This is a genomic window from Kitasatospora sp. NBC_01266, assembly GCF_036242395.1.
GTDB lineage: Bacteria > Actinomycetota > Actinomycetes > Streptomycetales > Streptomycetaceae > Kitasatospora.
Genome location: NZ_CP108458.1, coordinates 2,957,017 through 2,982,195, shown reverse-complemented (window position 1 = coordinate 2,982,195; position 25,179 = coordinate 2,957,017). Strand labels below are relative to the sequence as shown.

Annotated in this window: 19 protein-coding genes; 10 read left to right on the top strand and 9 right to left on the bottom strand. The window is 71.8% G+C overall.

What is annotated here, in order from left to right; translation table 11 throughout:
* Positions 1-63: 63 nt before the first annotated feature.
* Positions 64-1,029 carry a helix-turn-helix transcriptional regulator gene (locus OG403_RS12655; protein WP_329564136.1) on the bottom strand — a complete coding sequence of 322 codons (966 nt, stop codon included), beginning with the start codon at positions 1,027-1,029 and terminating at the stop codon, positions 64-66.
* Between the two features lie 275 nt (positions 1,030-1,304).
* On the opposite strand from OG403_RS12655, the gene OG403_RS12650 reads away from it, so the two are divergent.
* The 3 genes from OG403_RS12650 (at position 1,305) to OG403_RS12640 (ending at position 4,394) form a co-directional block, all read left to right on the top strand.
* Positions 1,305-2,108, top strand: coding sequence for a hypothetical protein (locus OG403_RS12650; protein WP_329564134.1), 804 nt, complete (start codon positions 1,305-1,307; stop codon positions 2,106-2,108).
* A 123-nt stretch (positions 2,109-2,231) separates the two neighbouring features.
* Positions 2,232-3,083: a DegV family protein gene (locus OG403_RS12645; protein ID WP_329564132.1), complete on the top strand. Its 852-nt coding sequence runs from the start codon at positions 2,232-2,234 to the stop codon at positions 3,081-3,083.
* Between the two features lie 888 nt (positions 3,084-3,971).
* On the top strand, positions 3,972-4,394 hold the full coding sequence (locus tag OG403_RS12640; RefSeq protein ID WP_329564130.1) for a helix-hairpin-helix domain-containing protein: 423 nt from the start codon (positions 3,972-3,974) through the stop codon (positions 4,392-4,394).
* A gap of 82 nt (positions 4,395-4,476) precedes the next feature.
* On the opposite strand, the gene OG403_RS12635 is transcribed toward OG403_RS12640, so the two are convergent.
* On the bottom strand, positions 4,477-4,731 hold the full coding sequence (locus OG403_RS12635) for a hypothetical protein (RefSeq protein WP_329564129.1): 255 nt from the start codon (positions 4,729-4,731) through the stop codon (positions 4,477-4,479).
* An 18-nt stretch (positions 4,732-4,749) separates the two neighbouring features.
* On the opposite strand from OG403_RS12635, the gene OG403_RS12630 reads away from it, so the two are divergent.
* Both OG403_RS12630 and holA read left to right on the top strand, forming a co-directional pair.
* Positions 4,750-7,824, top strand: a complete 3,075-nt coding sequence (locus OG403_RS12630; RefSeq protein ID WP_329564128.1) for a ComEC/Rec2 family competence protein — start codon at positions 4,750-4,752, stop codon at positions 7,822-7,824.
* Positions 7,715-8,710, top strand: a complete 996-nt coding sequence (gene holA / locus OG403_RS12625) for a DNA polymerase III subunit delta (protein WP_329564126.1) — start codon at positions 7,715-7,717, stop codon at positions 8,708-8,710. The genes OG403_RS12630 and holA overlap by 110 nt, the downstream gene beginning before the upstream one ends.
* Positions 8,711-8,804: 94 nt before the next feature.
* On the opposite strand, the gene OG403_RS12620 is transcribed toward holA, so the two are convergent.
* Both OG403_RS12620 and rpsT read right to left on the bottom strand, forming a co-directional pair.
* Positions 8,805-9,593, bottom strand: a complete 789-nt coding sequence (locus OG403_RS12620; protein ID WP_329564125.1) for a hypothetical protein — start codon at positions 9,591-9,593, stop codon at positions 8,805-8,807.
* A 418-nt stretch (positions 9,594-10,011) separates the two neighbouring features.
* Positions 10,012-10,278 carry a 30S ribosomal protein S20 gene (rpsT, locus tag OG403_RS12615; RefSeq protein WP_329564123.1) on the bottom strand — a complete coding sequence of 89 codons (267 nt, stop codon included), beginning with the start codon at positions 10,276-10,278 and terminating at the stop codon, positions 10,012-10,014.
* Between the two features lie 254 nt (positions 10,279-10,532).
* Here rpsT and lepA point away from each other — a divergent pair, with 254 nt between their 5' ends.
* Positions 10,533-12,404 (top strand): translation elongation factor 4, encoded by a 1,872-nt coding sequence (gene lepA / locus OG403_RS12610; RefSeq protein WP_329564121.1) that lies wholly within the window; start codon positions 10,533-10,535, stop codon positions 12,402-12,404.
* A 125-nt stretch (positions 12,405-12,529) separates the two neighbouring features.
* Here the strand turns inward: lepA and OG403_RS12605 are convergent, their stop codons facing one another.
* A complete protein-coding gene (locus OG403_RS12605; RefSeq protein WP_442910907.1) occupies positions 12,530-14,545 on the bottom strand; it encodes an ABC transporter ATP-binding protein in 2,016 nt (671 codons plus the stop codon).
* Positions 14,542-16,275: an ABC transporter ATP-binding protein gene (locus OG403_RS12600; RefSeq protein ID WP_329564120.1), complete on the bottom strand. Its 1,734-nt coding sequence runs from the start codon at positions 16,273-16,275 to the stop codon at positions 14,542-14,544. Before OG403_RS12600 ends, OG403_RS12605 begins: the two co-directional genes overlap by 4 nt.
* Positions 16,276-16,601: 326 nt before the next feature.
* Between OG403_RS12600 and OG403_RS12595 the strand changes: the two genes are divergently transcribed.
* Positions 16,602-18,515: an AMP-dependent synthetase/ligase gene (locus OG403_RS12595; RefSeq protein WP_329564118.1), complete on the top strand. Its 1,914-nt coding sequence runs from the start codon at positions 16,602-16,604 to the stop codon at positions 18,513-18,515.
* A gap of 149 nt (positions 18,516-18,664) precedes the next feature.
* Entirely contained in the window at positions 18,665-19,894 is a 1,230-nt protein-coding gene (gene hemW, locus OG403_RS12590; RefSeq protein ID WP_329564116.1) for a radical SAM family heme chaperone HemW, read from the top strand.
* A 21-nt stretch (positions 19,895-19,915) separates the two neighbouring features.
* On the opposite strand, the gene OG403_RS12585 is transcribed toward hemW, so the two are convergent.
* The 3 genes from OG403_RS12585 to htpX form a co-directional block, all read right to left on the bottom strand.
* Entirely contained in the window at positions 19,916-20,743 is an 828-nt protein-coding gene (locus OG403_RS12585) for a DUF3097 domain-containing protein (protein ID WP_329564114.1), read from the bottom strand.
* Positions 20,744-20,810: 67 nt separating this feature from the next.
* Positions 20,811-21,395: a PspA-associated protein PspAB gene (gene pspAB, locus OG403_RS12580; protein WP_329564112.1), complete on the bottom strand. Its 585-nt coding sequence runs from the start codon at positions 21,393-21,395 to the stop codon at positions 20,811-20,813.
* Between the two features lie 30 nt (positions 21,396-21,425).
* Positions 21,426-22,355 (bottom strand): zinc metalloprotease HtpX, encoded by a 930-nt coding sequence (gene htpX, locus OG403_RS12575; RefSeq protein WP_329564110.1) that lies wholly within the window; start codon positions 22,353-22,355, stop codon positions 21,426-21,428.
* A gap of 381 nt (positions 22,356-22,736) precedes the next feature.
* On the opposite strand from htpX, the gene hrcA reads away from it, so the two are divergent.
* Together hrcA and dnaJ are read left to right on the top strand one after the other, a co-directional pair.
* Positions 22,737-23,915, top strand: coding sequence for a heat-inducible transcriptional repressor HrcA (gene hrcA / locus OG403_RS12570; RefSeq protein WP_442910906.1), 1,179 nt, complete (start codon positions 22,737-22,739; stop codon positions 23,913-23,915).
* A 75-nt stretch (positions 23,916-23,990) separates the two neighbouring features.
* A complete protein-coding gene (gene dnaJ, locus OG403_RS12565) occupies positions 23,991-25,133 on the top strand; it encodes a molecular chaperone DnaJ (protein WP_329564108.1) in 1,143 nt (380 codons plus the stop codon).
* The last annotated feature ends 46 nt before the right edge of the window (positions 25,134-25,179 follow it).

Below are 25,179 nucleotides of genomic sequence, written 5' to 3'. Positions count from 1 at the left end.
GCCGGCCGCTCCGTTCGCGGGGCGGCCGGCCGCTGTTCGTCGGGGGCCCGGCTCGGCTGCCCTTCAGGCTTCGGGAGTTGGGCGCGCCCGGTGCAGTCGATCGGCCAACTGGGCGATGTGGTCGACCAGTTCGGGCGGCTCGTGGACGGTGAACGGGAGGTCCAGCAGCCCGATGCGCACCGCCAGGCCGTTCAGCGAGTTGGACCCGGCCCGCAGCGTGCAGCTGTCGGCGGTCAGCGGCTCGATCACCCCGGCGGTCGGGCCGATCCACTCGGCCACCCGCTCGGCCGGCGCGTGCACGGTGAACCGGGCCTGGTAGCGGTACTGACCGATCGCGACCTTCCAGGAGATGAAGTCCCTGAAGTCCTGCTCCGGCGGGGTGCGCGGGGCGAACTTTGGTCCGTGCGGCGGCCGTAGCCGCATCCGGTCGACCCGGAAGCTGCGCCAGTCCGCCCGGCCGACGTCCCAGGCGGCCAGGTACCAGCGGTCGCCGGTGTGTAGCAGACGGTACGGCTCGGCGTCCCGGTGGGTGTCGGCACCGCCGCGCGCGGTGTAGTCGAAGCGCAGCCGCTGGTGCGCCGCGCAGGCGCCGGCGATCACGGTCAGTGTGTCGGCGTCCACCACCGGGCCACGGCCGCGCAGTTCGGCGGTCGCGCCGGCGATCGACTCCACTCGGCCGCGCAGCCGGGTCGGCAGCACCTGCAGCAGCTTGGCCAGCGCGCGGAGCGAGGTCTCCTCGATCCCGGCGACGCTCCCGTTCGCCGCGGTCCGCAGGCCCACCGCGACGGCGACCGCCTCATCGTCGTCCAGCAGCAGCGGCGGCATCTCGGCACCCGCCCCGAGCCGGTAGCCGCCGGCCGTACCCCGCGTCGACTCGACCGGGTAGCCGAGGCCGCGCAGCTTGTCGATGTCCCGGCGGACCGTACGGACGTCGACCTCGAGGCGGGCCGCCAGGTCCGCGCCGGACCAGTCGCGGCGGACCTGGAGCAGCGAGAGCAGGCGCAGCAGGCGGGCGGAGGTTTCCAGCATGAGGTGAGTCTGGCACCGCTGGTGGCCGGGGACGGTCCGTGGGTGGTGTCAGGTGCTGGGCTGCTGGGGCGCTGGGGCTGTGCGGGTTGCCGGGGCGGGCCGGGGCCGGCGGCTCGGGAGAGCCGTCCGAGGCCTGGAGGCTCAGGGAGATCCCTGACCGGACCCTGATCCACCCCCGGCTTCTGCTCTCCAGCGGCTCCGCGACGACTACCGTGGTACTCCGGTATCCGAAACGGAGCCCGGACGAGCCCGGCTCTGCTGGAAGGCGGCAACTGATGGACGCGATCGGCGCAGTGCTCATCCTGCTCGGGCTCTTCGCGGCCGCCGTGGTCGTACTCGTCGTGGTGGGCGCGGTCAAGGCCACCAAGGCCGTGGTGGCGAAGGTCGAGCAGACCGAGGTGCAGGCCCGTCGCGCGGTGGAGAACGTCACGCTGAAGGCCAAGCGCTACACCAAGCCCGGCCCACTGGGCGAGCTCGCCGCCGTCCGCCTCACGCTGCGCACCTCGCTGGCCGGCACCCGCGAGGTGCTGGCGGGCGGGGTCGGCGTGGACGCCCAACTCGCCGAGTCGCTGCGGCTGCTGGACCGCCTCGACGCGCACGCCGCCGAGCTGGACGCCGAACTGCGAATGCTGGAGCGCGAACCGGAGCAGGCCCGGATCGCCGGCAAGCTGCCCGAACTGCGTGAGCGCGCGGACCGGATCACCCACTCCGCCGAGTCGATGCGCTGGGCGGCTCAGGACCGGGCGCACCGGTTCGCGGCGGACGAGCTGAGCCGGCTGAGCGCGGAGTGCGAGAGCGAGGCCGGGGCGCTGCGGCACTGGGACCGGGTGGACCTCGGGGCTGCGGCGGGGGCCGACAGTGGCTCGGCCTCGGGTGCCGGGACTGGTGCTGCGGGTGCCTCGTCCGCCGGTGGCGGTGCTGCCGCCGCTTCGGCTGCCGGCTCCGCCGCTTCGCCGCGTCCGGGGATCGCGGCGCGGGTGGGGCGGCTGAGCGCGGAGGAGGCGCTGAACCTGAGCGAGCCGCTCACCCGGCTCGGGCAGCGGCTGCGCAAGGCCAACCCCGGTTCCTCGGCGAGCTGACCGGACTTCTGGACCGGCTGACCGGGGTCCTCCGGGACGGGTCGGCCGGGGTCGTGGACGAGTCGGCCGGATCAGTGCGGGCCCGGCTGTCGTCTGCCCGTTTCGGGGAGTAACCTCCGGCACATGCCCGCCGACCTCGCGCTTGTCACCGATTCCACGGCCTATCTGCCCCAGCAGGCCATCGACCGGCACAAGATCTCGGTGGTCCCGCTGAGTGTGGTGGTGGGCGACGAGGTGCGGGCCGAGGGCGTCGAGATCACCCCCAAGGACGTCGCCGAGGCCTTGCGGGCCAAGCAGCGCCTGACCACCTCCCGACCCAATCCGGAGACCTTCGCCGCGGCCTACCGAGCGGCCGCCGAGGGCGGTGCGAGCGCTGTCGTGTCGATCCACCTCTCCGCCGAGCTGTCCGGCACCGCCGACGCCGCGCGGCTGGCCGCCGCCGACGCGCCGGTCCCGGTCCTGGTGGTCGACAGCCACCTGGTCGGGATGGCTCTGGGTTACGCGGTGCTGGCCGCGGCCGAGGCCCGCGACGCCGGCCTCGAGCCGGCGGCCGTGGCCGCAGTCGCTGAACGCCGGGCTTCGGCGAGCCGGGCGTTCTTCTACGTCGACACCCTCGAGCATCTGCGCCGCGGCGGCCGGATCGGCACCGCTCGCGCGCTGCTCGGTTCGGCCCTGGCCGTGAAGCCGCTGCTCCACCTCAGCGACGGCCGGATCGAGCCGCTGGAGAAGGTCCGCACGGCGTCCCGGGCGATCGCGCGGCTGGAGGAGATCGCGGTCGAGCAGGCCGGGGCCGGGGCGGTGGACATCACGGTCCACCACCTGGCCGCGGAGGAGCGCGCCGAGCCGCTGGCCGAGCGGCTGCGCGAGCGGGTTCCGGGGGTCCGCGAGGTGCTGGTGGGGGAGGTGGGCGCGGTGATCGGCGCCCATGTGGGGCCCGGGCTGCTCGCGGTGGTGGTGGCGCCGGTGCTGGACTGACGGGGGGTCAGTGTGGCTGGCTGGGGCTGAGGTTGGGGGCGGCCAGGGGCTGGTTATCCACAAGGGTGGGGTTGTCCACAGGTTTTGAACCGTCGCTGACGGGTGCTCGGGGTGCTCCGTACGGTCGGGCCCATGAAGCGCCTACGTACTCCTGCCGCCACCCGTCGCTTTGACGCCGCCGCTCTCGCCCGCAGCCGGCTGGTCGTCCTCAGTGCTCCACCACCCAGCCGCCCCCCGACAGCCGCGCGGGCCGCCGCGCCGCGGGTGGGCGCCGATCCTGCCGCGGCGGCCCTCCTTCGGGCTTCACTCGCTCAGGGGCGGTCGGCGACGGCCGCTGCTGCTGTGGCGCCTGGCTCCCGTGCGGTGCAGGGCGAGCCCGCCGTTCTCCCGGATGGCTGGCCGCAGGGGTACGGGCGTCGGACGGCATCAGCGAGTCCGGGTGCCGAGCCATCCAGCGGCCCCGCCCCGGCCGTGCCCGCAACTCCCGCCGCTGCTGCCCCCGTCCCGCCCGCCGCCGCTCTGCCGCCTGCCGCTCCCCGTGACCCCGAACCCGTGGTCCCACCAGCCCTGACCCGCAGGCGTTCCGCTCGCCGCTTTCGGATCCCCACGGCCCTGCACTCCCTACTTCTCGCCGACCGCAAGGCCGTGCTCGGCCTTGCCATGCTGCTCCTGCTCGCTGTCGGCTACGCGGTGCAGCACTTCTGGCTCGGTCGCCCGCAACCCGTTGCCGTCCCTGTCGCTTCCACGGCATCGGTCAGCAGGTCGGCCGCTCAAGCCGAACTCTCGGCCGCTCCTGGCCCCGGCCTCGCGACCGCGACACCGCCCGTTTCCGACGGGGCCCCGGGCCCGGCCTCTCCGGGCGGGCCGGGCCCGGAGAGCGGCACCCCGGTGTCGCCGCCCGTCGTCATCGATGTCGCGGGCCGGGTCAGCCAGCCGGGCATCCGCACGCTCCCGGGCGGGTCGCGGGTCGCCGATGCGCTCCGCGCGGCCGGCGGCGCGCTGCCCGGGATCGATACCGACACCCTCAACCTGGCCCGAGTCCTGGTGGACGGCGAGCAGGTCCTGGTCGGTGCTCCGTCCCCGCCGGTTCAGAGCGGTCGCCCGTCACCCGGTCCGAAGGCCCCGATCAGCCTGAACCACGCAACGCTGGACCAACTCGACGCGCTGCCCGGAGTGGGGCCGGTGCTGGCCAAGCACATCCTCGACTTCCGAAGTTCGCACGGCCTGTTCCGCTCGCTCGACCAACTCCGCCAGATCAGTGGCATCGGAGACCGCAAGCTCGCCGAACTCAAACCCCTGGTGACCCTGTGAGCCCGCGCCCGCCCACCCGCCTCCGGGGGCACTGATGTCGCAACCTCCGTCCGCCGCAAGGCAGGACACCGATCTTCGCTTGCTACTGCCCGCCATCGTTGCCTGGTGTGTCACCGCCCTGCTGCTCGGCGCCGAGGCCGACCAGGTGCCGACGCTGCTGGGTGCCGCCGGCCTCGCCGCCGGCGCCGCCGTGGTCGTCCTGCTGATCGTCCACCTCGTCCACCGCAACCACCGCCACCATCACAACTGTCGTCACCATCACAACAGTCGTCACCACCGGAGCGAGCGAGATCAGCACGACCGCGACCAGAACAACGACCAGCACGGCCGTCGCCAACCGCGCTCACCACTCGGGATGGCCGCCGCCCTGCTGCTCACCGGCGCGGCAGCCACCACCTGCACCGTGCTGCACACTGCCGACCTGCAGCGCGGCCCCCTGCCCGCGCTGGCGCGCGCCGCCGCCCCGGACAGCCCGGGGCCCGTCCCCGCCAGACCCCCCGTTCCCACCCCAACGCCCGCTGCCACCCGCGTTTCGGTCGAACTCACCGTCACCGGTGACCCGCGCACCCGCACCTCCCACGCCCGCGGGTCCAACCCGGGCCACCCGCTCCTCACCGTCGACGCGACCGCTGACCAGGTCACCACGTCGACCGGTGTCACCACGCGAACCCGCACGCCGGTCACACTCATCGTCCAGGAGCGCGACACCGTCGCCTGGCAGGGCCTGCTGCCGTCCGAGAGGATCGCCGCCCAGGCCCGGGTGATGCCCGCCACCGGGACCGGCCGGGACACGGCAGCCGCCCTGCTCGCCCAGGGGTCACCGCGCCAACTGGCCCCACCCGACTGGGCCCAGCGGCTGGCCGGTCGGCTGCGCGCGGGCCTGCGCGCAGCCTGCGCGGGGTTGTCCCCCGACGCCCGTGCGCTGCTCCCGGGGCTCGTGGTGGGCGACACCTCCGCGATGCCGGACGATCTCGACGAGGCGTTCCGGGTCACCGACCTGGTGCACCTCACGGCCGTCAGCGGCGCCAACCTCTCCATCGTGCTCGCCGTCCTGCTCGGCGCGCCCGCCCGGGTCGGCACCGCCGAGCGCGGTGGGCTGGCCGCGCTGCTGGGCGTTCCGCTGCGCGTCTCGGCCCTGCTGGGCGCGGTGCTGACGGTGGCTTTCGTGACGCTCTGCCGGCCCGACCCGAGCGTGCTGCGGGCGGCCGCCACCGGCCTGGTCGGCCTGCTCGCGCTCGCCATGGGGCGGCCTCGCCGAGCGGTCCCGGCGCTGGCCGGCGGGGTGCTGGTGCTGCTGCTCGTGGACCCGTTCCTGGCCCGCTCCTACGGGTTCCTGCTGTCGGCTCTCGCCACGCTCGGGGTGCTCACCGCCGGTCGGCGCTGGACGCATGCGCTGCACGAGCGCGGCTGGCCGCACCATCTGGCGAGCGGTGTGGCCGTCACCGCTGCCGCCCAGGCGTTCTGCGCGCCGGTCACGGTGCTGTTGGCGCCACGCGTCAGCCTGGTGGGCATCCCGTGCAACGTACTCGCCGAACTCGCCATCACTCCGGCCACCCTGATCGGCTTCCTCTGCCTGGCACTCGCCCCGTTCTCCGCCGGGCTCGCCCGGTTCCTGGCGGAGTTGGCCGCGCTGCCGACCGAGTGGCTCGCGCTGGTGGCCAGATCGGGCGCGGCCCTCCCCGGTGCCGAACTCGACTGGACCCCGGGCTGGCCCGGCACGGTCAGCCTGGCGCTGGCCGTCCTCGCGGCCTGCTACGCGGTTCGGCTGCTGCTGCCCGCGAAGCCCGACCCCGAGCCTGACCCCGACTCCGACTCCGACTCCGAGCCCGCGCTCTTGGCCGAGTTCCCGCCCGCCCTCGGGTCCGGCTCCGAACCCGAGCCGGCGGGGCGGCAGATCGGCGTGCTGTCCACCTCCGGTCTCCGAACCCCGGTGCGGCGGCGGGTCCGTGCTCTGGTGGCCGCCGTGCTCGCGGTCGGCTTCCTGCTGCTCCTGCTCCGTCCGGCACCGCTGGTCCGGATCGCCACCGGCTGGCCGCCCACCGGAGCCCGGCTCATCATGTGTTCGGTCGGCCAGGGGGATCTGCTCGTGCTCCCCGTCACCAGCGGACCGGGGGACGATGCCACGGACACCGCCGTGGTCGTCGACACCGGTCCCGATCCGGCGGCAGCCGATGCCTGCCTGCGCGATCTGGGGATCACCCGGGTGCCGATGGTGCTGCTGACCCACTTCCATGCCGATCACAGTGAGGGCCTGCCGGGTGTGTTGCGCGACCGTTCGGTCGGCGCGATCGAGACGACCACCGTGGCGACGCCGCCGGGGGAGGTCGCCAAGGTGACCCGGTGGGCGGCACAGGCGGGGGTGCCGCTGCTGCGGGCGGTGCCGGGGGAGCACCGGGTGGCCGGGCCCGAGCTGTCCTGGGACGTGCTGTGGCCGGTCGGGGAGTTGGGTCCGGCGACGCCGGGGGCGAACAACGCGAGCATCGCGCTGCTGGTCAGGGCCGGTGGCCTGCGACTGGCGCTGCTCGGTGACCTCGAACCGGCCGCCCAGGCCGAACTCCTCAGCCGGGTGCGGCCGGGCCCGGTCGACGTCCTCAAGGTGGCTCACCACGGCTCGGCCAACCAGGACTGGGAGTTGGCCCGGGCCCTGCATCCCCGGCTCGTGCTGATCTCGGTCGGCGCCGACAACCCCTACGGTCACCCGGCCGCCCGTACCGTCGACCGACTGCGCGCCCAGGGCGCCACCGTGCTGCGCACCGACCGGTCGGGCGACATCGCCGTCCTCGGCGACACCCCCGCCGCCCTGCACGCACTCACCCACCCGCACCAGGACAGCGACGGCGACGACGCTGGTGCCGTCACCGGAAACAGCAGCAGCGACGGCACCAGTACCACCGAAGCCGCTACCCCTCCTCGCGCCACCCCTCATGCTCTGCCGCCACGGCGTCCACCCCTGCCAGCAGCACCGCGTCCCAGCCGCTCGCGGGCTCCTCCAGGACCACCAGCCACTGGGCGTCCTCGGCGTCGTCCTCACCGGCCAGGGCGTCCCGGACCAGCTCCAACGGGCCGAGCAGGGGCCACTGTTCGAGCAGCGCCTCGGCCACCGCCTCGGCCTCGTCGCGGTCGGCAAGGACGAGCAGCTGCCGACCGGCGGCCCCGGGGGCATCGGTGGCGATGTCGCGCGTGTCGGGGATGTCATCACGGATGTCAGGAGAACTCACGCAGACCATTGTCTCCGGTCTCTGCGCTCCGGCCTCTGCACGCCGGTGCCCGCGCTGCGGGAGCTTCGGTCCTGTCGGTCGCCCATGGGATGCTGGTACGCGATGGCCAGGAAGAGTGCACCCGACGACCTGCTCGCCCCGCTGACCCTTGTGGTCGGCCAGGAGGAGCTGCTACTCGACCGTGCGGTTGCCCAGGTGGTGGCCGCAGCTAAGGCGGCGGATCCCGATACGGACGTGCGTGACCTCGCCCCCGGCGCCCTGCAGCCCGGCAGCCTGGCCGAGTTGACCACGCCCTCGCTCTTCGCCGAGCGCAAGGTGATCGTGGTCCGGGCGGCGCAGGACCTCGGGGCCGAGTCGGTCAAGGAGGTCAAGGCCTACCTCGACGCACCGGCTGATGAGGTGATCATCATCCTGGCGCACGCCGGGGGAGCCAAGGGCAAGGGTCTGCTCGACGCGGCGCGCAAGGCCGGTGCTCGCGAGGTGGCCTGCGCCAAGCTGACCAAGGCCAGTGAGCGGATCGCTTTCGTCCGTGGCGAGTTCCGCACGCTCGGCCGCTCGGCCAGCCCGGAGGCCTGCCAGGCACTGCTGGACTCGCTCGGTGGTGACCTGCGGGAGTTGGCCGCCGCCTGCAGCCAGCTCACCTCCGATGTCGAGGGCACCATCGACGAGCGCGTGGTGGCCCGCTACTACAGCGGTCGGGCCGAGGCCACCGGCTTCGAGGTCGCCGACCTCGCGGTCACCGGGCGGGCCGCCGACGCGTTGGAGCGGCTGCGCTGGGCGCTGGCGGTGGGCCAGCCGGCCACCGGTATCACCTATGCGCTGGCCTCCGGCGTGCGCAGCATCGGCCGACTCGCCACGGCGGACCGCTCGATGCGTCCGGCCGACCTGGCCCGTGAGCTGGGCATGCCGCCGTGGAAGGTGGATCGGGTCCGCCAGCAGATGCGCGGCTGGACCGGCGACGGTGTCGCGGCCGCGCTGACCGCGATCGCCCAGGCCGACGCCGCCGTCAAGGGTGGCTCGGATGATCCCGCCTATGCCCTGGAACGCGCCGTGGTCGCGGTCGCCCGGGCGGCTCGCGCCGGCGCCCGCTCGTACTGACGGCCTGCCGGCTGTTCCGCTCAGCTCGGCCCTGCTCAGCCCCGTCCCGCTCAACCGCACCCGCTCAGCTCGGCCCCGGTCAGCCCCGTCCCGGTCAGCCCCGCCCGCCGAGCGCCCGCAGCGCGTCCCGGGCGTCGATCACCACCGCCTGCCGGAGCCCGTCCGGGTCGGGCGGGGTGTCCTTGCCCGCCTCGTAGGAGCCCGACCAGGCCAGGTAGAAGACCGCGCCACCGTCCCGGACGTAGATCAGCTCGGTCAGCAAGTGCTGGTTGCGGTCGGGGCCGTTCTGCAGGTCCTGGTACCCGGTGAAGGCCTGGTCGCCCAGCTGCGGGACGTCGCTGATCTGGAACTGCCGCTGTGACAGGGCGCTTCGCTGCGACTGGAACTCGGCCGTCGGGTTGACCGCGTGGTGCAGCTCCAGGTCCAGGTACACGGAGACGTATCCGGAGTCGGTGGCGGACTGCTTGAGGTACTCGGTGCAGTTCATGTCGTCGAGTGCCTTGGTCCGCGTGGTGACGTGGTTCGGCGTCCCGGCCGAGACCGGGTAGAGCTGTCCGAGCCGGCTCAGCGGCACCGTCGTGCAGAGGTTGTCGGTCAACCGGTAGGCCGCGGTCGACAGCGCGGCCGAGGGCGGTCTGACCATCCCCGGCACGGTCCACACCGCCGCCGTCCAGAACACCGAGGCCACCAGCGCGCCCGCGAACCCCCAACGGGCCCGCTGCATCAGCAGCCGCCGCCCGCGCGGCACCGGCGGCGGGCCCGGCACGGGCTGCTGCCCCGGGGGCCCTGGCTGCCCCAGCTGCCCCGGCTGTCCTGGTAGCTGGGTCGGCAGCACCGGATACCCGTAGCCGAAACCGGGCTGGGCCTGCGGCGGTGTCGACATGGGCGGTCCTCCAGGAGGCGGCGGAGAGTGATGAGGCCGGATCGGAGCGTCGCTAGACGATATACCCGGGCGCACCCCCGGCCCCCGGCAATCGCCCCGCCCGCGCCCCCTGCAAACCCCGCCCCCGCGACTCCCGCGACCCCTGAAGCCCCGCGACCCCTGAAAGCCCGCGACCCCTGAAACCCCCGCCGGTCGCCGCAAACGCCGACAGGCGCCGCAGCGTCCCCGAAAGGGACTGCCACGGCGCCTGCCGGTCGAGCTGTGCACCGCACCCGCGTGGCGAACGCAGGCCGCGTGCGGTACGAGTTCTGTGCTCCTCGGGGCTCCGGGTAGAGGGCCGGACGGTCACCCGAGGGGTGGTACGAGGTCGAGCACGAGGTGCTCACGAGCTACTCGGCGGCATCGCCGCCCAGTGGGCTCAGGCCTGGGTGGCGACGACCTGCTTGGTGATCGCCGACTTCTTGTTGGCGGCCTGGTTCTTGTGGATGATGCCCTTGCTCACGGCCTTGTCGAGGGCCTTGGAGGCCTCGCGGGCCAGCACGGTGGCCTTCTCGGTCTCACCGGCGGCAGCGGCCTCGCGGGCCTTGCGCAGCGCGGTCTTCAGCGAGGACTTGACGGCCTTGTTGCGCAGGCGCGCCTTCTCGTTGGTCTTGTTGCGCTTGATCTGGGACTTGATGTTCGCCACGAAAGAGCCTCAGTCTTATCTGATCGATCGGGTCTGCGGGTGTTGCGACCACCGCTCCGGTCCTGCTGAGAGGGCATGCCGAAAGCGAGGTGCAGCGCCCCACGCTACCAGGGCCCTGCCACGCCCCCCAAACCGGCGGGTGGCGCCGGGCTCGTGGGAAGATGGACGGAACCCTGGTAATTGAGACACAGTCCAGGGCTCCTGGATCGGACGACAGCGTCCGGCCCCCCGGACCAACGGAGAATCGGACCAAGGTGCCCGCGACCCCTACGAACGTGCCAGAGCCCAGCCGTACCGACCCGGCGCTGATCCGCAACTTCTGCATCATCGCCCACATCGACCACGGCAAGTCCACCCTCGCCGACCGGATGCTGCAGATCACCGGTGTGGTCGACCCCCGGCAGATGCGTGCCCAGTACCTCGACCGGATGGACATCGAGCGCGAGCGCGGCATCACCATCAAGTCGCAGGCGGTCCGCCTGCCGTGGGCCCCGAAGACCGGTGAGCACGAGGGCACCACGCACATCCTCAACATGATCGACACGCCGGGCCACGTGGACTTCACCTACGAGGTGTCCCGTTCCCTGGCCGCCTGTGAGGGCACCGTCCTGGTGGTGGACGCCGCCCAGGGCATCGAGGCGCAGACCCTGGCCAACCTCTACCTGGCCCTGGAGAACGACCTCACGATCATCCCGGTCCTCAACAAGATCGACCTGCCCGCCGCCCAGCCGGAGAAGTACGCGGCCGAGATCGCGCACATCATCGGCTGCGACCCGGACGACGTGCTCAAGGTCAGCGCCAAGACCGGCCTCGGCGTCGAGGACCTGCTCGACCACGTGGTCGCGAAGATCCCGGCCCCGGTCGGCGTCAAGGACGCCCCGGCACGCGCGATGATCTTCGACTCGGTCTACGACTCCTACCGCGGCGTGGTCACCTACGTCCGTGTCGTCGACGGCCAGCTGACCAAGCGCGAGCGGATCGCGATGATGTCCACCGGCGCCACCCACGAGCTGCTGGAGATCGGCGTCATCTCGCCCGAGCCCAAGGTGGCCGAAGGCCTGGGCGTCGGCGAGGTGGGCTACATCATCACCGGCGTGAAGGACGTGCGGCAGTCCAAGGTCGGTGACACCATCACCTCGATGCACAAGGGTGCGACCGAGGCGCTGGGCGGCTACAAGGACCCGCGTCCGATGGTCTTCTCCGGCCTCTACCCGCTGGACGGCTCGGACTACCCGCTGCTGCGCGACGCGCTGGACAAGCTGCGGCTCAACGACGCCGCGCTGGTCTACGAGCCGGAGACCTCGGTGGCGCTCGGCTTCGGCTACCGCTGCGGCTTCCTCGGCCTGCTCCACCTGGAGATCATCCGGGAGCGCCTGGAGCGCGAGTTCAACCTGGACCTGATCTCCACCGCGCCGAACGTGATCTACCGGGTGGTCATGGAGGACGGCACCGAGCACACCGTCACCAACCCGAGCGAGTTCCCGACCGGCAAGATCGCCGAGGTGTACGAGCCGATCGTGCGCGGCACCATCCTCGCCCCGAACGACTTCGTCGGCGCGATCATGGAGCTGTGCCAGACCCGCCGCGGCAACCTGCAGGGCATGGACTACCTCTCCGAGGACCGGGTCGAGCTGCGCTACACCCTGCCGCTGGCTGAGATCGTCTTCGACTTCTTCGACCAGCTGAAGTCCAAGACCCGCGGCTACGGCTCCTTCGACTACGAGCCCATCGGCGAGCAGAGCGCCAGCCTGGTCAAGGTCGACATCCTGCTGCACGGTGACGCGGTGGACGCCTTCTCCGCCATCGTGCACAAGGACAAGGCCTACAACTACGGCGTCATGATGGCCGGCAAGCTGCAGAAGCTGATCCCGCGCCAGCAGTTCGAGGTGCCGATCCAGGCCGCGATCGGCTCGCGGGTGATCGCCCGTGAGACGGTCCGCGCGATCCGCAAGGACGTCCTCGCCAAGTGCTACGGCGGCGACATCTCGCGTAAGCGCAAGCTGCTGGAGAAGCAGAAGGAGGGCAAGAAGCGGATGAAGATGGTCGGCCGGGTGGAGGTCCCGCAGGAGGCCTTCATCGCCGCGCTGTCCACCGACGCCGACGCCCCGAAGGAAGCCAAGAAGTAGTCCCGGAACGCGAGCAGTCCCGGAACGAATGCAGTCCCGGAACGCGAGCAGCCCCGGAACACCGCAGTACGCCTGAGGGCCGCCGTCCGCGTGAGCGGACGGCGGCCCTCAGGCGTACCGGCGGGTCAGTCCTGCTCGGCCACCGCCTGGGCGAACTGGGCCTGGTAGAGCCGGGCGTAGGCGCCCTCGGCCGAGATCAGCTCGTCGTGGGTGCCCTGCTCGACGATCGAGCCGCTCTCCATCACCAGGATCACGTCGGCGTCCCGGATGGTGGAGAGGCGGTGCGCGATGACGAAGCTGGTGCGGCCGGTGCGCAGTCGCGCCATGGCCCGCTGGATCAGCACCTCGGTGCGGGTGTCGACCGAGCTGGTGGCCTCGTCCAGGACCAGGATGCTGGGCTGGGCGAGGAACGCGCGGGCGATGGTGATCAGCTGCTTCTCGCCGGCGCTGACGCCGGTGCCCTCGTCGTCGATGACGGTGTCGTAGCCCTCGGGCAGAGTGCGCACGAAGCGGTCGACGTGGGCGGCCTTGGCGGCCTCGATCACCTGCTCGCGGGTGGCGCCGGTGGCGCCGTACGCGATGTTGTCGGCGATCGAGCCGCCGAACAGCCAGGTGTCCTGGAGCACCATGCCGATGCCGGACCGCAGTTCCTCGCGGGACATCGCGGCGATGTCCACGCCGTCCAGGGTGATCCGGCCGCCGGTGACCTCGTAGAAGCGCATCAGCAGGTTGACCATGGTGGTCTTGCCGGCGCCGGTGGGACCGACGATGGCCACCGTCTGGCCGGGCTCCACCTTGAGCGAGAGGTCCTCGATCAGCGGCTTCTGGGGGTCGTAGCGGAACGCCACGTCCTCGAAGGAGACCAGGCCGCGCAGTTCGGCGGGCCGCTCGGGGTGCTCCGGCTCGGCAGACTGCTCCTCGGCGTCGAGCAGTTCGAAGACCCGCTCGGCCGAGGCCACGCCGGACTGCAGCAGGTTGGCCATGCTGGCGACCTGGGTGAGCGGCTGGCTGAACTGGCGGGAGTACTGGATGAAGGCCTGCACGTCGCCGATGGACAGCGCGCCGCTGGCCACCCGCAGACCGCCGACCACCGCGACCGCCACGTAGTTCAGGTTGCCGATGAACATCATCGCGGGCTGGATGATCCCGGAGATGAACTGCGCCCGGAAGCTGGAGGCGTAGAGCTCCTCGTTCTGCTGGCGGAAGGTCTCCGCCGCCTCCTTCTGCCGGCCGAAGACCTTCACCAGCGCGTGCCCGGTGTACATCTCCTCGATGTGCGCGTTCAGCTTGCCGGTGGTCTTCCACTGCGCCACGAACTGCGGCTGCGCCCGCTTGCCCACCCGGGCCGCGACGATCACCGAGAGCGGCACCGAGACCAGGGCGATCAGCGCGAGGATCCAGGAGATCCAGAACATCATCGCCAGCACACCGACGATGGTGAGCAGCGAGTTCACCACCTGGCCCATGGTCTGCTGCATGGACTGGCCGACGTTGTCGATGTCGTTGGTGACCCGGCTGAGCACCTCGCCGCGCGGCTGCTTGTCGAAGTAGCTCAGCGGCAGCCGGCTGATCTTGGTCTCGACCTGGGCGCGCAGCCGGTTGACCGTCTGGTTGATCGCGCGCGCGGCCAGCCGGCCCTGCAGGATGCCGAACGCCCCGGAGGCGACGTAGATCAGCAGCACCCAGAGCAGGATGGTGCCGAGCTTGTCGTAGTTCATGCCGTGCCCGGGGGTGAAGGGCACGGCGTTGAGGACGTCGGCGATCCGCCCCTGGCCCTTGGCCCGCAGCCCGTCGATCACCTGGGCGTGGGTGAGGCCGGCCGGCGTCTGCTTGCCCGCCCACCCGGCCACGATCTGGTCCATCGCCTTGCCGAGCAGCTTGGGGCCCGCCACCGCGCAGCCCACGCTGAGCGTGCCGAGCGCCAGCACGCCGGCCAGCGTGGTTCCTTCGGGCTTGAGCAGGCCGAGCACGCGCTTGCCGGAGCCGGCGAAGTCCATCGACTTCTCGGTGCCCTGGCCGCCCATGAAGCGGCCCGGGCCGGCCGGTCCGCGGCGGGCGGCGGCCTCCTGCGAACCGGACGGCACGCCGCCCGGCTTGGCCGGGCCGGCGGCGGGTGGGCCGGCCTTCTGCGGGGTGGTCACGCCGCCTCCTGCTCGGTGAGCTGGGAGAGCACGATCTCCCGGTATGTCGGGTTGTCGGCCATCAGCTCGTGGTGCGTACCGCTGCCGACCACCGCGCCCTCGTCGAGGACGACGATCCGGTCGGCGTCGCGGATGGTGCTGACCCGCTGGGCGACGATCAGCACGGTCGCCTCCGCGGTCTCCAGGGAGAGCGCGGCGCGCAGCTTGGCGTCGGTGGCGTAGTCGAGGGCCGAGAAGGAGTCGTCGAACAGGTAGATCTCCGGTCGGCGGACCAGGGCCCGGGCGATCGCCAGGCGCTGGCGCTGGCCGCCCGAGACGTTGCCGCCGCCCTGCGCGATCGACGCCTCCAGGCCGCCCTCCATCCGCTCCACGAAGTCCTTGGCCTGTGCGGTCTCCAGCGCCTGCCAGAGCTCCTCGTCGGTGGCGTCGGGCTTGCCGTAGCGCAGGTTGCTGGCCACCGTGCCGGAGAAGAGGTACGGCTTCTGCGGGACCAGGCCCACCTTCTCGGCCAGCAGGTCCGGATCGACCTCGCGCACGTTCACGCCGTTGACCAGCACCTGGCCCTCGCTGGCGTCGATCAGCCGGGGGATCAGGCCGAGCAGCGTGCTCTTGCCGCTGCCGGTGCTGCCGATCACGGCGGTGGTCTCGCCGGGGCGGGCGGTGATGTCGATACCGCGCAGCACCGAGGCCTCGGCGCCGGGGTAGCGGAAGTCGACGCCGCGCAGTTCGAGGTGGCCGTGCGAGCGCAGCTCGGTGATCGGCGTGCTCGGCGGCACCACGCTGGAGTCGGTGTCCAGCACCTCGACGATCCGCTCGGCGCAGACCTCGGCACGCGGCACCATCATGAACATGAAGGTGGCCATCATGACGCTCATCAGGATCTGCAGCAGGTAGGAGAGGAAGGCCGTCACGGCGCCGACCTGCATGCCGCCGCCGGCGATCCGGTGGGCACCGAACCAGAGCACGGCGATGCTGGAGAGGTTCACCACCATCATCACGGACGGGAACATGAAGGCCATCAGCCGTCCGGTGCGCAGCGAGAACTCGGTCAGCTCGTCGTTGGCGACGGCGAACCGGTCCTGCTCGTGACCGTCCTTGACGAAGGCGCGGATCACCCGGATACCGGTGATCTGCTCGCGCAGGATCCGGTTGACGCCGTCGATCCGCACCTGCATGCCGCGGAACGCCGGGCGCAGCTTGCGCACCAGCAGGCTGACGATGATGCCGAGCACCGGGACCACGATCACCAGCAGGCTGGAGAGCGGGACGTCCTGGTTGAGCGCCATGATGATGCCGCCCACGCACATGATCGGTGCGGCCACCATCAGCGTGAAGGACATCAGGACCAGCATCTGGACCTGCTGGACGTCGTTGGTGGTGCGGGTGATCAGCGAGGGCGCGCCGAACTGGCCGACCTCGCGGGCCGAGAAGCTCTGCACCCGGTCGAAGACGGCGGCCCGGATGTCCCGCCCGACCGCCATCGCGGTGCGGGCGCCGAAGTAGACGGCACCGATCGAGCAGATCACCTGCGCGAGGGTGACCGCCATCATCACCCCGCCGATCCGCAGGATGTAGCCGGTGTCGCCCTTGATCACCCCCTTGTCGATGATGTCGGCGTTGAGGGTCGGCAGGTAGAGCGAGGCGATGGTGGAAACCAGCTGGAGCAGTACCAGCACTGAGATGGGTTTGGTGTAGGGCCCGAGGTGGGCCCTGAGAAGTCTGATCAGCACTCGGACACTCTCGATGTCGACGGGAGGATTCGCATCCTCATTTTCTGCCTTGCCACGCTTACCACGCGGGTATATCTCCTGATCCGGTGATCGGATTGGTCATCTCTTCGGTTGAAGCATCGTTGAGGCACGGTTGAGGCACCACAAGTTCGGCACGATGTCAGAGGGCGGTTGCCTCTTAACAGGGGTGCCCTGTTGGGCCTAGGCTGTCGACAGCTTTGTTACTGGCGAGTTAAGTAACTCGCCGATAACGAACCCGTCGGGCGGTCCACCCCCAAGCCCCCGCACACATCCACCCTCGGCCACCTGGTCCCCCGGAGGTCTCGTTGAGTTCAGCGCAGTCCGTCATCGGCTCCGACAAGATCGCCGGGCGTCCGGCCTCAGTGGCCCACCTGTTCCTCAGCAGGGTAAAGGCCACGCCTGACGCGGAGGCATACAGGTTCCCCGCTCCGGTCGACGAGCACGCGGCCGACGGTGCGCCGGGCGCCGAGCAGTGGCGCTCGCTCACCTGGGCGCAGATCGCCGCACGGGTCAGCAACACGGCCGCCGGCCTGATGTCGCTGGGGATCGAGCCCGAGGACCGGGCGGCGATCGCCGCGTCCACCCGGATCGAGTGGATCATCGCCGACATGGGCAACATGTGCGCCGGTGTGGCCACCACCACCATCTACCCGAGCACCAACGCGGACGAGACCGGCTTCATCCTGGCCAACTCCGGCAGCCGGCTGCTCTTCGCCGAGAACGCCGCCCAGCTGGCCAAGGCGGTCGACCAGCACGACCAGCTGCCCGAGCTGCGCACCGTGGTCCTCTTCGACCTGCCGGCCGAGCGCCCCGAGCCCGAGGGCATCACCGTGCTCACCCTGGCCGAGCTGGAGGAGCGCGGCGCCGCCTACCTCAAGGAGCACCCGGACGCGATCCGCCGGGCGGTGGACGGACTGGACCCCGAGCAGCTGGCCAGCCTGATCTACACCTCCGGCACCACCGGCCGCCCCAAGGGCGTGCGTCTGGTCCACGACTGCTGGTCCTACGAGGGCGTCGCCCAGCAGGAGAGCGGCCTGCTGCGCTCCGACGACCTGCAGTTCATGTGGCTGCCGCTGTCGCACGTCTTCGGCAAGTCGCTGATCTGCGGCCAGATCGCCACCGGCCACGTGATGGCGGTGGACGGCCGGGTGGACCGGATCATCCACAACCTGCCGGCGATCCGGCCCACCCTGATGGCCTCCGCGCCGCGGATCTTCGAGAAGGTCTACAACGGCATCGCGGGCAGGGCCAGAGCCGAGGGCGGCGCCAAGTACAAGATCTTCATGTGGGCGGCCAAGGTGGCCCGCGACTACGCCAGGACCGTCCAGGAGAACCGGCTCGCCACCGGCCGCGACAGTGCTCCGCTCGGCCTGCGGGTCCAGCACGCGCTGGCCGACAAGCTGGTCTACGCCAAGATCCGGGCGGCCTTCGGCGGTCGGCTGCGCGGCTCGGTCTCCGGCAGCGCCGCGCTGGCCCCCGAGATCGGCTACTTCTTCCTGGGCGCTGGCGTGCCGATCCTGGAGGGCTACGGGCTCACGGAGACCAGCGCGGGCGTGGTGGTCAACCCCACGGAGGACATCCGGGTCGGCACCGTCGGCAAGCCGCTGCCGGGCACCGAGGTCCGGATCGCCGAGGACGGCGAGATCCTGCTGCGCGGACCGGCCGTGATGCGCGGCTACCACGACAACCCGGAGCAGACCGCCGAGGTGCTGGAGCCGGACGGCTGGTTCCACACCGGTGACATCGGCGAGGTCAGCCCGGACGGCTATCTGCGGATCACCGACCGCAAGAAGGACATGTTCAAGACCTCCGGCGGCAAGTACGTCGCGCCCAGCGAGGTCGAGGGCAAGTTCAAGGCGATCTGCCCGTTCGTCAGCAACATCCTGGTGATCGGCAACGGCCGCAACTACTGCACCGCGCTGATCTCGCTGGACGAGCCGGTGATCATGCAGTGGGCCGCCGAGCACGACCTGGCCGGCAGGAGCTACGCCGAGGTGGTCGGCTCGCCGCAGGTCCGCACGCTGGTCGAGGGCTTCGTGAAGAAGCTCAACGCCGAGCTGCAGCGCTGGCAGACGGTCAAGAAGTTCCACATCCTGCCCAGGGACCTGGACGTCGAGCACGGCGAGCTGACCCCGAGCCTGAAGGTCAAGCGCCCGGTGGTCGAGCGGGCCTACGCCGAGGCGGTCCAGGAGATGTACGCGGGCGCCAACGAGGCCTGAGTCCCAGTACCGGCGGGACATTTGGCCGCTTGGTGGGCTGCTCCTACGCGGATGGCGGGTGCCGCCTCGTTCCTCGGCGACCCCCACCATCCGCTGCCTCGCAGCCCAGTCGCTCAAGGGCACCCCCGCCGGTACCGGACAATGGACCCATGCCCTCCGCACTCCCCGACGGCGAACCCGTGCCGTCCGACGGCTCGCTGCCCGCCCACGCCCGCACCGGACTCGGTGACCGGCCGTTCGGTTTCTACCTGCACGTGCCGTACTGCGCCACCCGCTGCGGGTACTGCGACTTCAACACCTACACCGCCACCGAGCTGCACTCGGCGGGGGCGGTCGCCTCGCAGGAGACCTACGCGGCCAACCTGGTCGGCGAGATCCGGCTGGCCCGCAAGGTGCTGGGTGACGCCGAGCTGCCGGTGCGCACCGTGTTCCTCGGCGGCGGCACGCCCACCCTGCTGCCGGCCCGCGACCTGGTGGCGATGCTGGCCGCGATCCGCGAGGAGTTCGGGCTGGCCGAGGACGCCGAGGTGACCACCGAGGCCAACCCCGAGTCGGTCGACCCGGCCTACCTGGCCGAGCTGCGCGAGGGCGGCTTCAACCGGATCTCCTTCGGGATGCAGAGCGCCCGCCCGCACGTGCTCCAGGTGCTGGACCGCCACCACACCCCGGGCCGGCCCGAGGCCTGCGTCGCCGAGGCGAGAGCGGCCGGCTTCGAGCACGTCAACCTGGACCTGATCTACGGCACGCCGGGGGAGAGCGACGAGGACTGGCGGGCGTCGCTGAGTGCCGCGATCGGCGCCGGGCCCGACCACGTCTCGGCCTACTCGCTGATCGTCGAGGAGGGCACCCGGCTGGCCGGCCGGATCAAGCGCGGCGAGCTGCCGATGGTCGACGACGACGTGCACGCGGACCGCTACCTGATCGCCGAGGAGGCGCTGACCGCGGCCGGCTACAGCTGGTACGAGGTCTCCAACTGGGCCACCGACGAGGCGGCCCGCTGCCGGCACAACGAGCTGTACTGGACCGGGGCCGACTGGTGGGGCGCGGGCCCTGGTGCACACAGCCACGTGGGGGGCGTGCGGTGGTGGAACGCCAAGCACCCGGCAGCCTACGCGCGGGCGCTCGCCGAGGGCCGCACGCCCGCCCAGGGCCGCGAGGTGCTGCCGGCCGAGGACCAGCGGGTGGAGCGGATCCTGCTGGAGCTGCGCCTGGTCGACGGCTGCCCGCTCGATCTGCTCACCGCCACCGGCCTGCGGGCCGCCGAGCGCGCGCTGGCCGACGGCCTGCTGGCCGCCGAGCCGTTCGCCGCCGGCCGGGCCGCGCTGACCCTGCGCGGGCGGCTGCTGGCCGACGCGGTGGTGCGCGACCTGGTGGACTGAGCTGGCTGGGGCGGTCAGCCCCTACCCGGTCACGAAATCGATCAGCTCTTCCACCCGCCCCAGCAACTGGGGCTCAAGGTCGCGGAACGAGTCCACCGAGGCCAGGATCCGCTTCCAGGCCGCCGGGGTGTCCACCGGCCAGCCCAGGCGGCGGCAGATCCCTTCCTTCCAGACCTCACCGCGCGGCACCTCGGGCCAGCCCGCGATGCCGACGCTGGCGGGCTTGACGGCCTGCCAGATGTCGATGAACGGATGGCCCACCACCAGCACGGCCTCCCCCGTGACGGCCGAGGCGATCCGGTGCTCCTTGGTCCCGGGGAGCAGGTGGTCCACCAGCACGCCCAGCCGCCGCCCCTCGCCGGGGGCGAACTCGGCCACGATGGCCGGCAGGTCGTCGATGCCCTCCAGGTACTCGACCACCACGCCCTCGATCCGCAGGTCATCGCCCCAGACCCGCTCGACCAGCTCCGCGTCGTGCCGGCCCTCGACGTAGATCCGCGACTCCCGGGCGACCCGGGCCCGGGCGCCGCGCACCGCGATCGAGCCGGAGGCGGTCCGGCCCGGACCCCGGGCCGGTGCCGGCCCGGACGGGCGGACCAGGGTGACCACCTTGCCCTCCAGCAGGAAGCCGCGCGGCACCAGCGGGAAGACCCGGTGCTTGCCGAACCGGTCCTCCAGGGTCACCGTCAGGCCCTCGGCGGTCTTCTCGCAGCGCACCACCGCGCCGCAGAAGCCGGTGGTGGCCTCCTCGACCACCAGGTCCCGCTGGGCGGCCACCTCCGGGGCGGGCTGTCCCCCCGGCCGCTTCCAGGGCGGGGTCAGGTCGGGGCCGTACTGAGTGCTGCGCATGGGAGGAACTATAGGAAAAGCCGACGGCCCGTCAGGATCCACGGGCCGTCGGCTCAGCACGAACGCGTCACAGGCCGGGCGCGCCCCAGACCGGGAACCAGCGGCTCAGGTCCGTCTCCAGCCGCAGGTCGTTGCCGAGCATCGCCTTCACCTGCAGCTCCAGCGGGCTGTTGCGGCGCTCGCCGCCGCCGGGCATCGGGGCGAACGGGTAGAACGCGCCGCGCTTGTAGAGGTAGACCAGCGCCAGCGACTGGCCGGCCTCGTTGCGGAAGCCCACCAGCGAGCAGAGCAGCTGCGGCCCGAAGCCGTTGGCCTCCAGCTCGCTGTTGACCGCGTGCAGGTCGTTGACCAGGTCGGGCAGCTCCTCGGGGGTGTGCCGGGCGAGCAGCCAGGAGTAGCCGTACTGGTCCCGGCTGGCCTCCACCGGCGTGCCGCCGCCCGCCGTGTCGGCGTCCAGCAGGGCCCGCACCTGCCGCTCCACCTCGACGAAGGCGCCGCCCTCGACCGCGGCGAAGCAGACCGAGCCCAGCCCGGTGGGCGTGAAGCCGGCGGCGGCCTCCAGGGTGAGGGCGGCCGAGGGCACACCGAACAGCTGGTCGAGGTCGGGCTTGACCGGCTTGGTGCGGCCGAGCAGCGCGTCCAGGAATCCCACGGATCGTTCCTTTCGGGGATGGTGCGTGGGTCAGTGCTGACCCAGCTCGGCGGAGATCTTGCCCAGCTGCTCCAGCCGCTGCTCCAGGCTGGGGTGGGTGGACATCAGCTGGGTGGCCGCCTCGCGGGCGTTCAGCGCGGGGGCGAAGAAGAAGGCGTTGTAGGGCTGCGCCTGGCGCAGGTCCTTGGTCGGGATCGCGGAGATCTGCCCGGTCACCTTGGTCAGCGCCGAGGCGAGCGCGCTGGGCCGGCCGGTCAGCTGGGCGGCGGCGCGGTCGGCGGCCAGCTCGCGGTAGCGGGAGAGCAGCCGGGTGAGCAGGAAGCTGAGCGCGTAGACCACCACGCTGACGATCGGGATGATGATCATCAGGATCGCGGCGCTGTCATTGTTGTTGTTGTTCCGGTTGCCGCCGCTCATCATGCCGCTGTAGAGCGCGATCCGGGTGATCGCGCCGGCCAGTACGCCGAGGAAGCCGGCGATCGTCATCACGGCGACGTCCCGGTGCGCGACGTGCGAGAGCTCGTGCGCGAGCACGCCCTCCAGCTCCTCCGGCTCCAGCCGGCGCAGCAGGCCGGTGGTCACGCAGACCACCGCGTTCTGCGGGTTGCGGCCGGTGGCGAAGGCGTTGGGCATGTCGTTGTTGGCCACCGCGACCCGCGGCTTGGGCATGTCGGCCAGGGCGCAGAGCCGGTCAATGGTGCCGTGCAGCTGCGGGTACTGCTCGGGGGTGACCTCGTGGGCGCCCATCGCCCGCTCGGTGATCTTGTCGCTGAACCAGAACTGCGCGACGAAGAGCCCGCCCATCAGCAGCACGATCAGCGGCCAGGCGCCCTTCAGCAGGACGATCAGCACACCCGTGAAACCGACGTACAGCAGCCCGATCAGGAACATCGTGGTGACCATCCGCGTGGACAGCCCACGGTCGGGAGCAAAACGGGTGTGGGGGCCGGACGCCGACATGGCTGCTCCTCTGTCCATCAGTTCTCCATCGTCGGGGCGGTCGTTCCGGCCCCGATCTCAGTTGCTATCGATGCTGCCACTTCGCCGGGCGGCGGGCACCACCCTGGTCGGACATGATCGCGCGTCGCTCGTCACGTCCGTCCGGCAGGGGGCACCGCGCGGAGTGATCCGCGCGGCATCCACGGCCAGGGCGTTCCTGCCGTCGGACCCGGGCCTTACACTGGCAGGTACGGTTCTGGCACTCCACTGTGCAGAGTGCCAAGCCCGATCCGACCGAGCAGTGCCGAGCGTGCGCCGAACCACTCGGCGCGATGCTCGGCGAAGGACTTGCCCCGCAGGACCCTGGTACCTGGACAACGCGCGAAGAGGGAGGTGCGTGCCATGTTCGACGAACCCGATTCCGACCCGCGTCCGAGCGGTCGCGACCCGGTCGGCGACCAGCCGGCCGGGCGGCCCGCCGCCCGCTCCGCCCGCCCGGGCGCCAAGGCCGCTCCGGCCGGCCGCGTCGCCCGGGGCGCCGAGGTCGGCCGGGTGGAGCTGCGCCAGCTCGACGAGCGCAAGCTCGCGGTGCTGCGCGCCATCGTCCAGGACTACGTCGGCACCGAGGAGCCGGTGGGCTCCAAGGCCCTGGTGGAGCGCCACAACCTCGGCGTCTCGCCGGCCACGGTGCGCAACGACATGGCCACCCTGGAAGAGGACGGCTACATCCAGCAGCCGCACACCAGCGCCGGCCGGATCCCGACCGACAAGGGCTACCGGCTCTTCGTCGACCGGCTGGCCGAGGTCAAGCCGATGAGCGCCCCCGAGCGTCGCGCGATCCGGCACTTCCTGGACGGCGCGGTCGACCTGGACGACGTGGTGGCCCGCACCGTGCGGCTGCTGGCCCAGCTGACCCGCCAGGTCGCGGTGGTCCAGTACCCGTCGCTCTCCCGCTCCGCGGTGCGCCATGTCGAGCTGGTCTCGCTCGCCCCGGCCAAGGTGATGCTGGTGCTGATCACCGACACCGGGCGGGTCGAGCAGCGGGTGGTCGACTGCCCCGGTCCGGTCCGCGAGTCCACCCTGGCCGACCTGCGCGCCCGGCTGAACGCCCGGGCCGGCGGCCAGCGGTTCCCCGACGTCCCGGCCCTGGTGGACGACCTGCCGGCGGCCTTCGAGCCGGCCGAGCGCCCGATCGTCGCCACCGTGCTCTCCACCCTCTTCGAGACCCTGGTGGAGCAGAACGAGGAGCGGATCATGCTGGCCGGCACGGCCAACCTGACCCGGGTCGGCCACGACTTCCCGCTCACCATCCAGCCGGTGCTGGAGGCGCTGGAGGAGCACGTGGTGCTGCTCCGCCTGCTCGGCGAGACCACCGACGGCGGGATGACGGTGCGGATCGGCCGGGAGAACGAGTACGAAGGGCTGAATTCCACGTCGGTCGTCTCGGTCGGCTACGGTTCGGGCGACGAGAGCGTGGCCAAGCTCGGCGTGATCGGGCCGACGCGGATGGACTACCCCGGCACGATGGGGGCGGTCCGAGCCGTTGCCCGGTACGTGGGGCAGATCCTGGCCGAGTCGTAGCAGCACCCCTACTAGATTTAGTAGGCAACCCAGTCGCAGCAGGACTTTCCACAGGCAGAACAAGCGGAGCAATTGGTGGCCACGGACTACTACGCGGTACTCGGCGTCCGACGGGACGCGGGGCAGGACGAGATCAAGAAGGCGTTCCGGCGCCTCGCCCGTGAACTGCACCCGGACGTCAACCCGGACCCGAAGACGCAGGAGCGGTTCAAGGAGATCAACGCCGCTTACGAGGTGCTCTCGGATCCGGCCAAGCGGCAGGTCTACGACCTGGGCGGGGATCCGCTGTCGCCGAACGGCGGCGGTGGCGCGGGCGGCTTCGGCGCCGGCGCGGCGGGCTTCGGCTTCTCCGACATCATGGACGCCTTCTTCGGCGCGGCCGCCGGTCAGCGCGGCCCGCGCTCGCGCACCCGGCGCGGCCAGGACGCCATGATCCGGCTGGAGATCACCCTGGATGAGGCCACCTTCGGCACCACCAAGGAACTCCAGGTCGACACGGCCGTCACCTGCACCACCTGCTCCGGCGAGGGCGCGGCCCCTGGCACCTCGGCGCAGACCTGTGACATGTGCCGCGGCAAGGGCGAGGTCTCGCAGGTCACCCGGTCCTTCCTGGGCCAGGTCATGACCTCCCGCCCGTGCCCGCAGTGCCAGGGCTTCGGCACCGTGGTCCCCACGCCCTGCCCCGAGTGCGCGGGCGACGGCCGGGTCCGGGCCCGGCGCACCCTCACCGTCAAGATCCCCGCCGGTGTCGACAACGGCACCCGGATCCAGCTGGCCGGCGAGGGCGAGGTCGGCCCCGGCGGCGGCCCGGCCGGCGACCTCTACGTGGAGATCGCCGAGACCAACCACCCCACCTTCCAGCGCCGCGGCGACGACCTGCACTGCACGGTGACCATCCCGATGACGGCCGCCTCGCTCGGCACCCAGGTGCCGCTGCAGACGCTGGACGGCCCGGAGGAGGTCGACATCCGGCCCGGCACCCAGTCCGGCCAGTCGATCCCGCTGCACGGACGGGGCGTCACCCACCTGCGCGGGGGCGGCCGGGGCGACCTGATAGTGCATGTCGAGGTGCAGACGCCCACCAAGCTCGACCCCGAGCAGGAGGACCTGCTGCGTCGACTGGCGGTGCTGCGCGGCGAGGAGCGGCCCTCGGGCCACTTCGCGCCGGGGCAGCAGGGGCTGTTCTCCCGGCTGAAGGACGCCTTCAACGGCCGCTGAGCGGTCACCAACTCTCTCGGGGTGGGCCCGGCACAACGGGCCCACC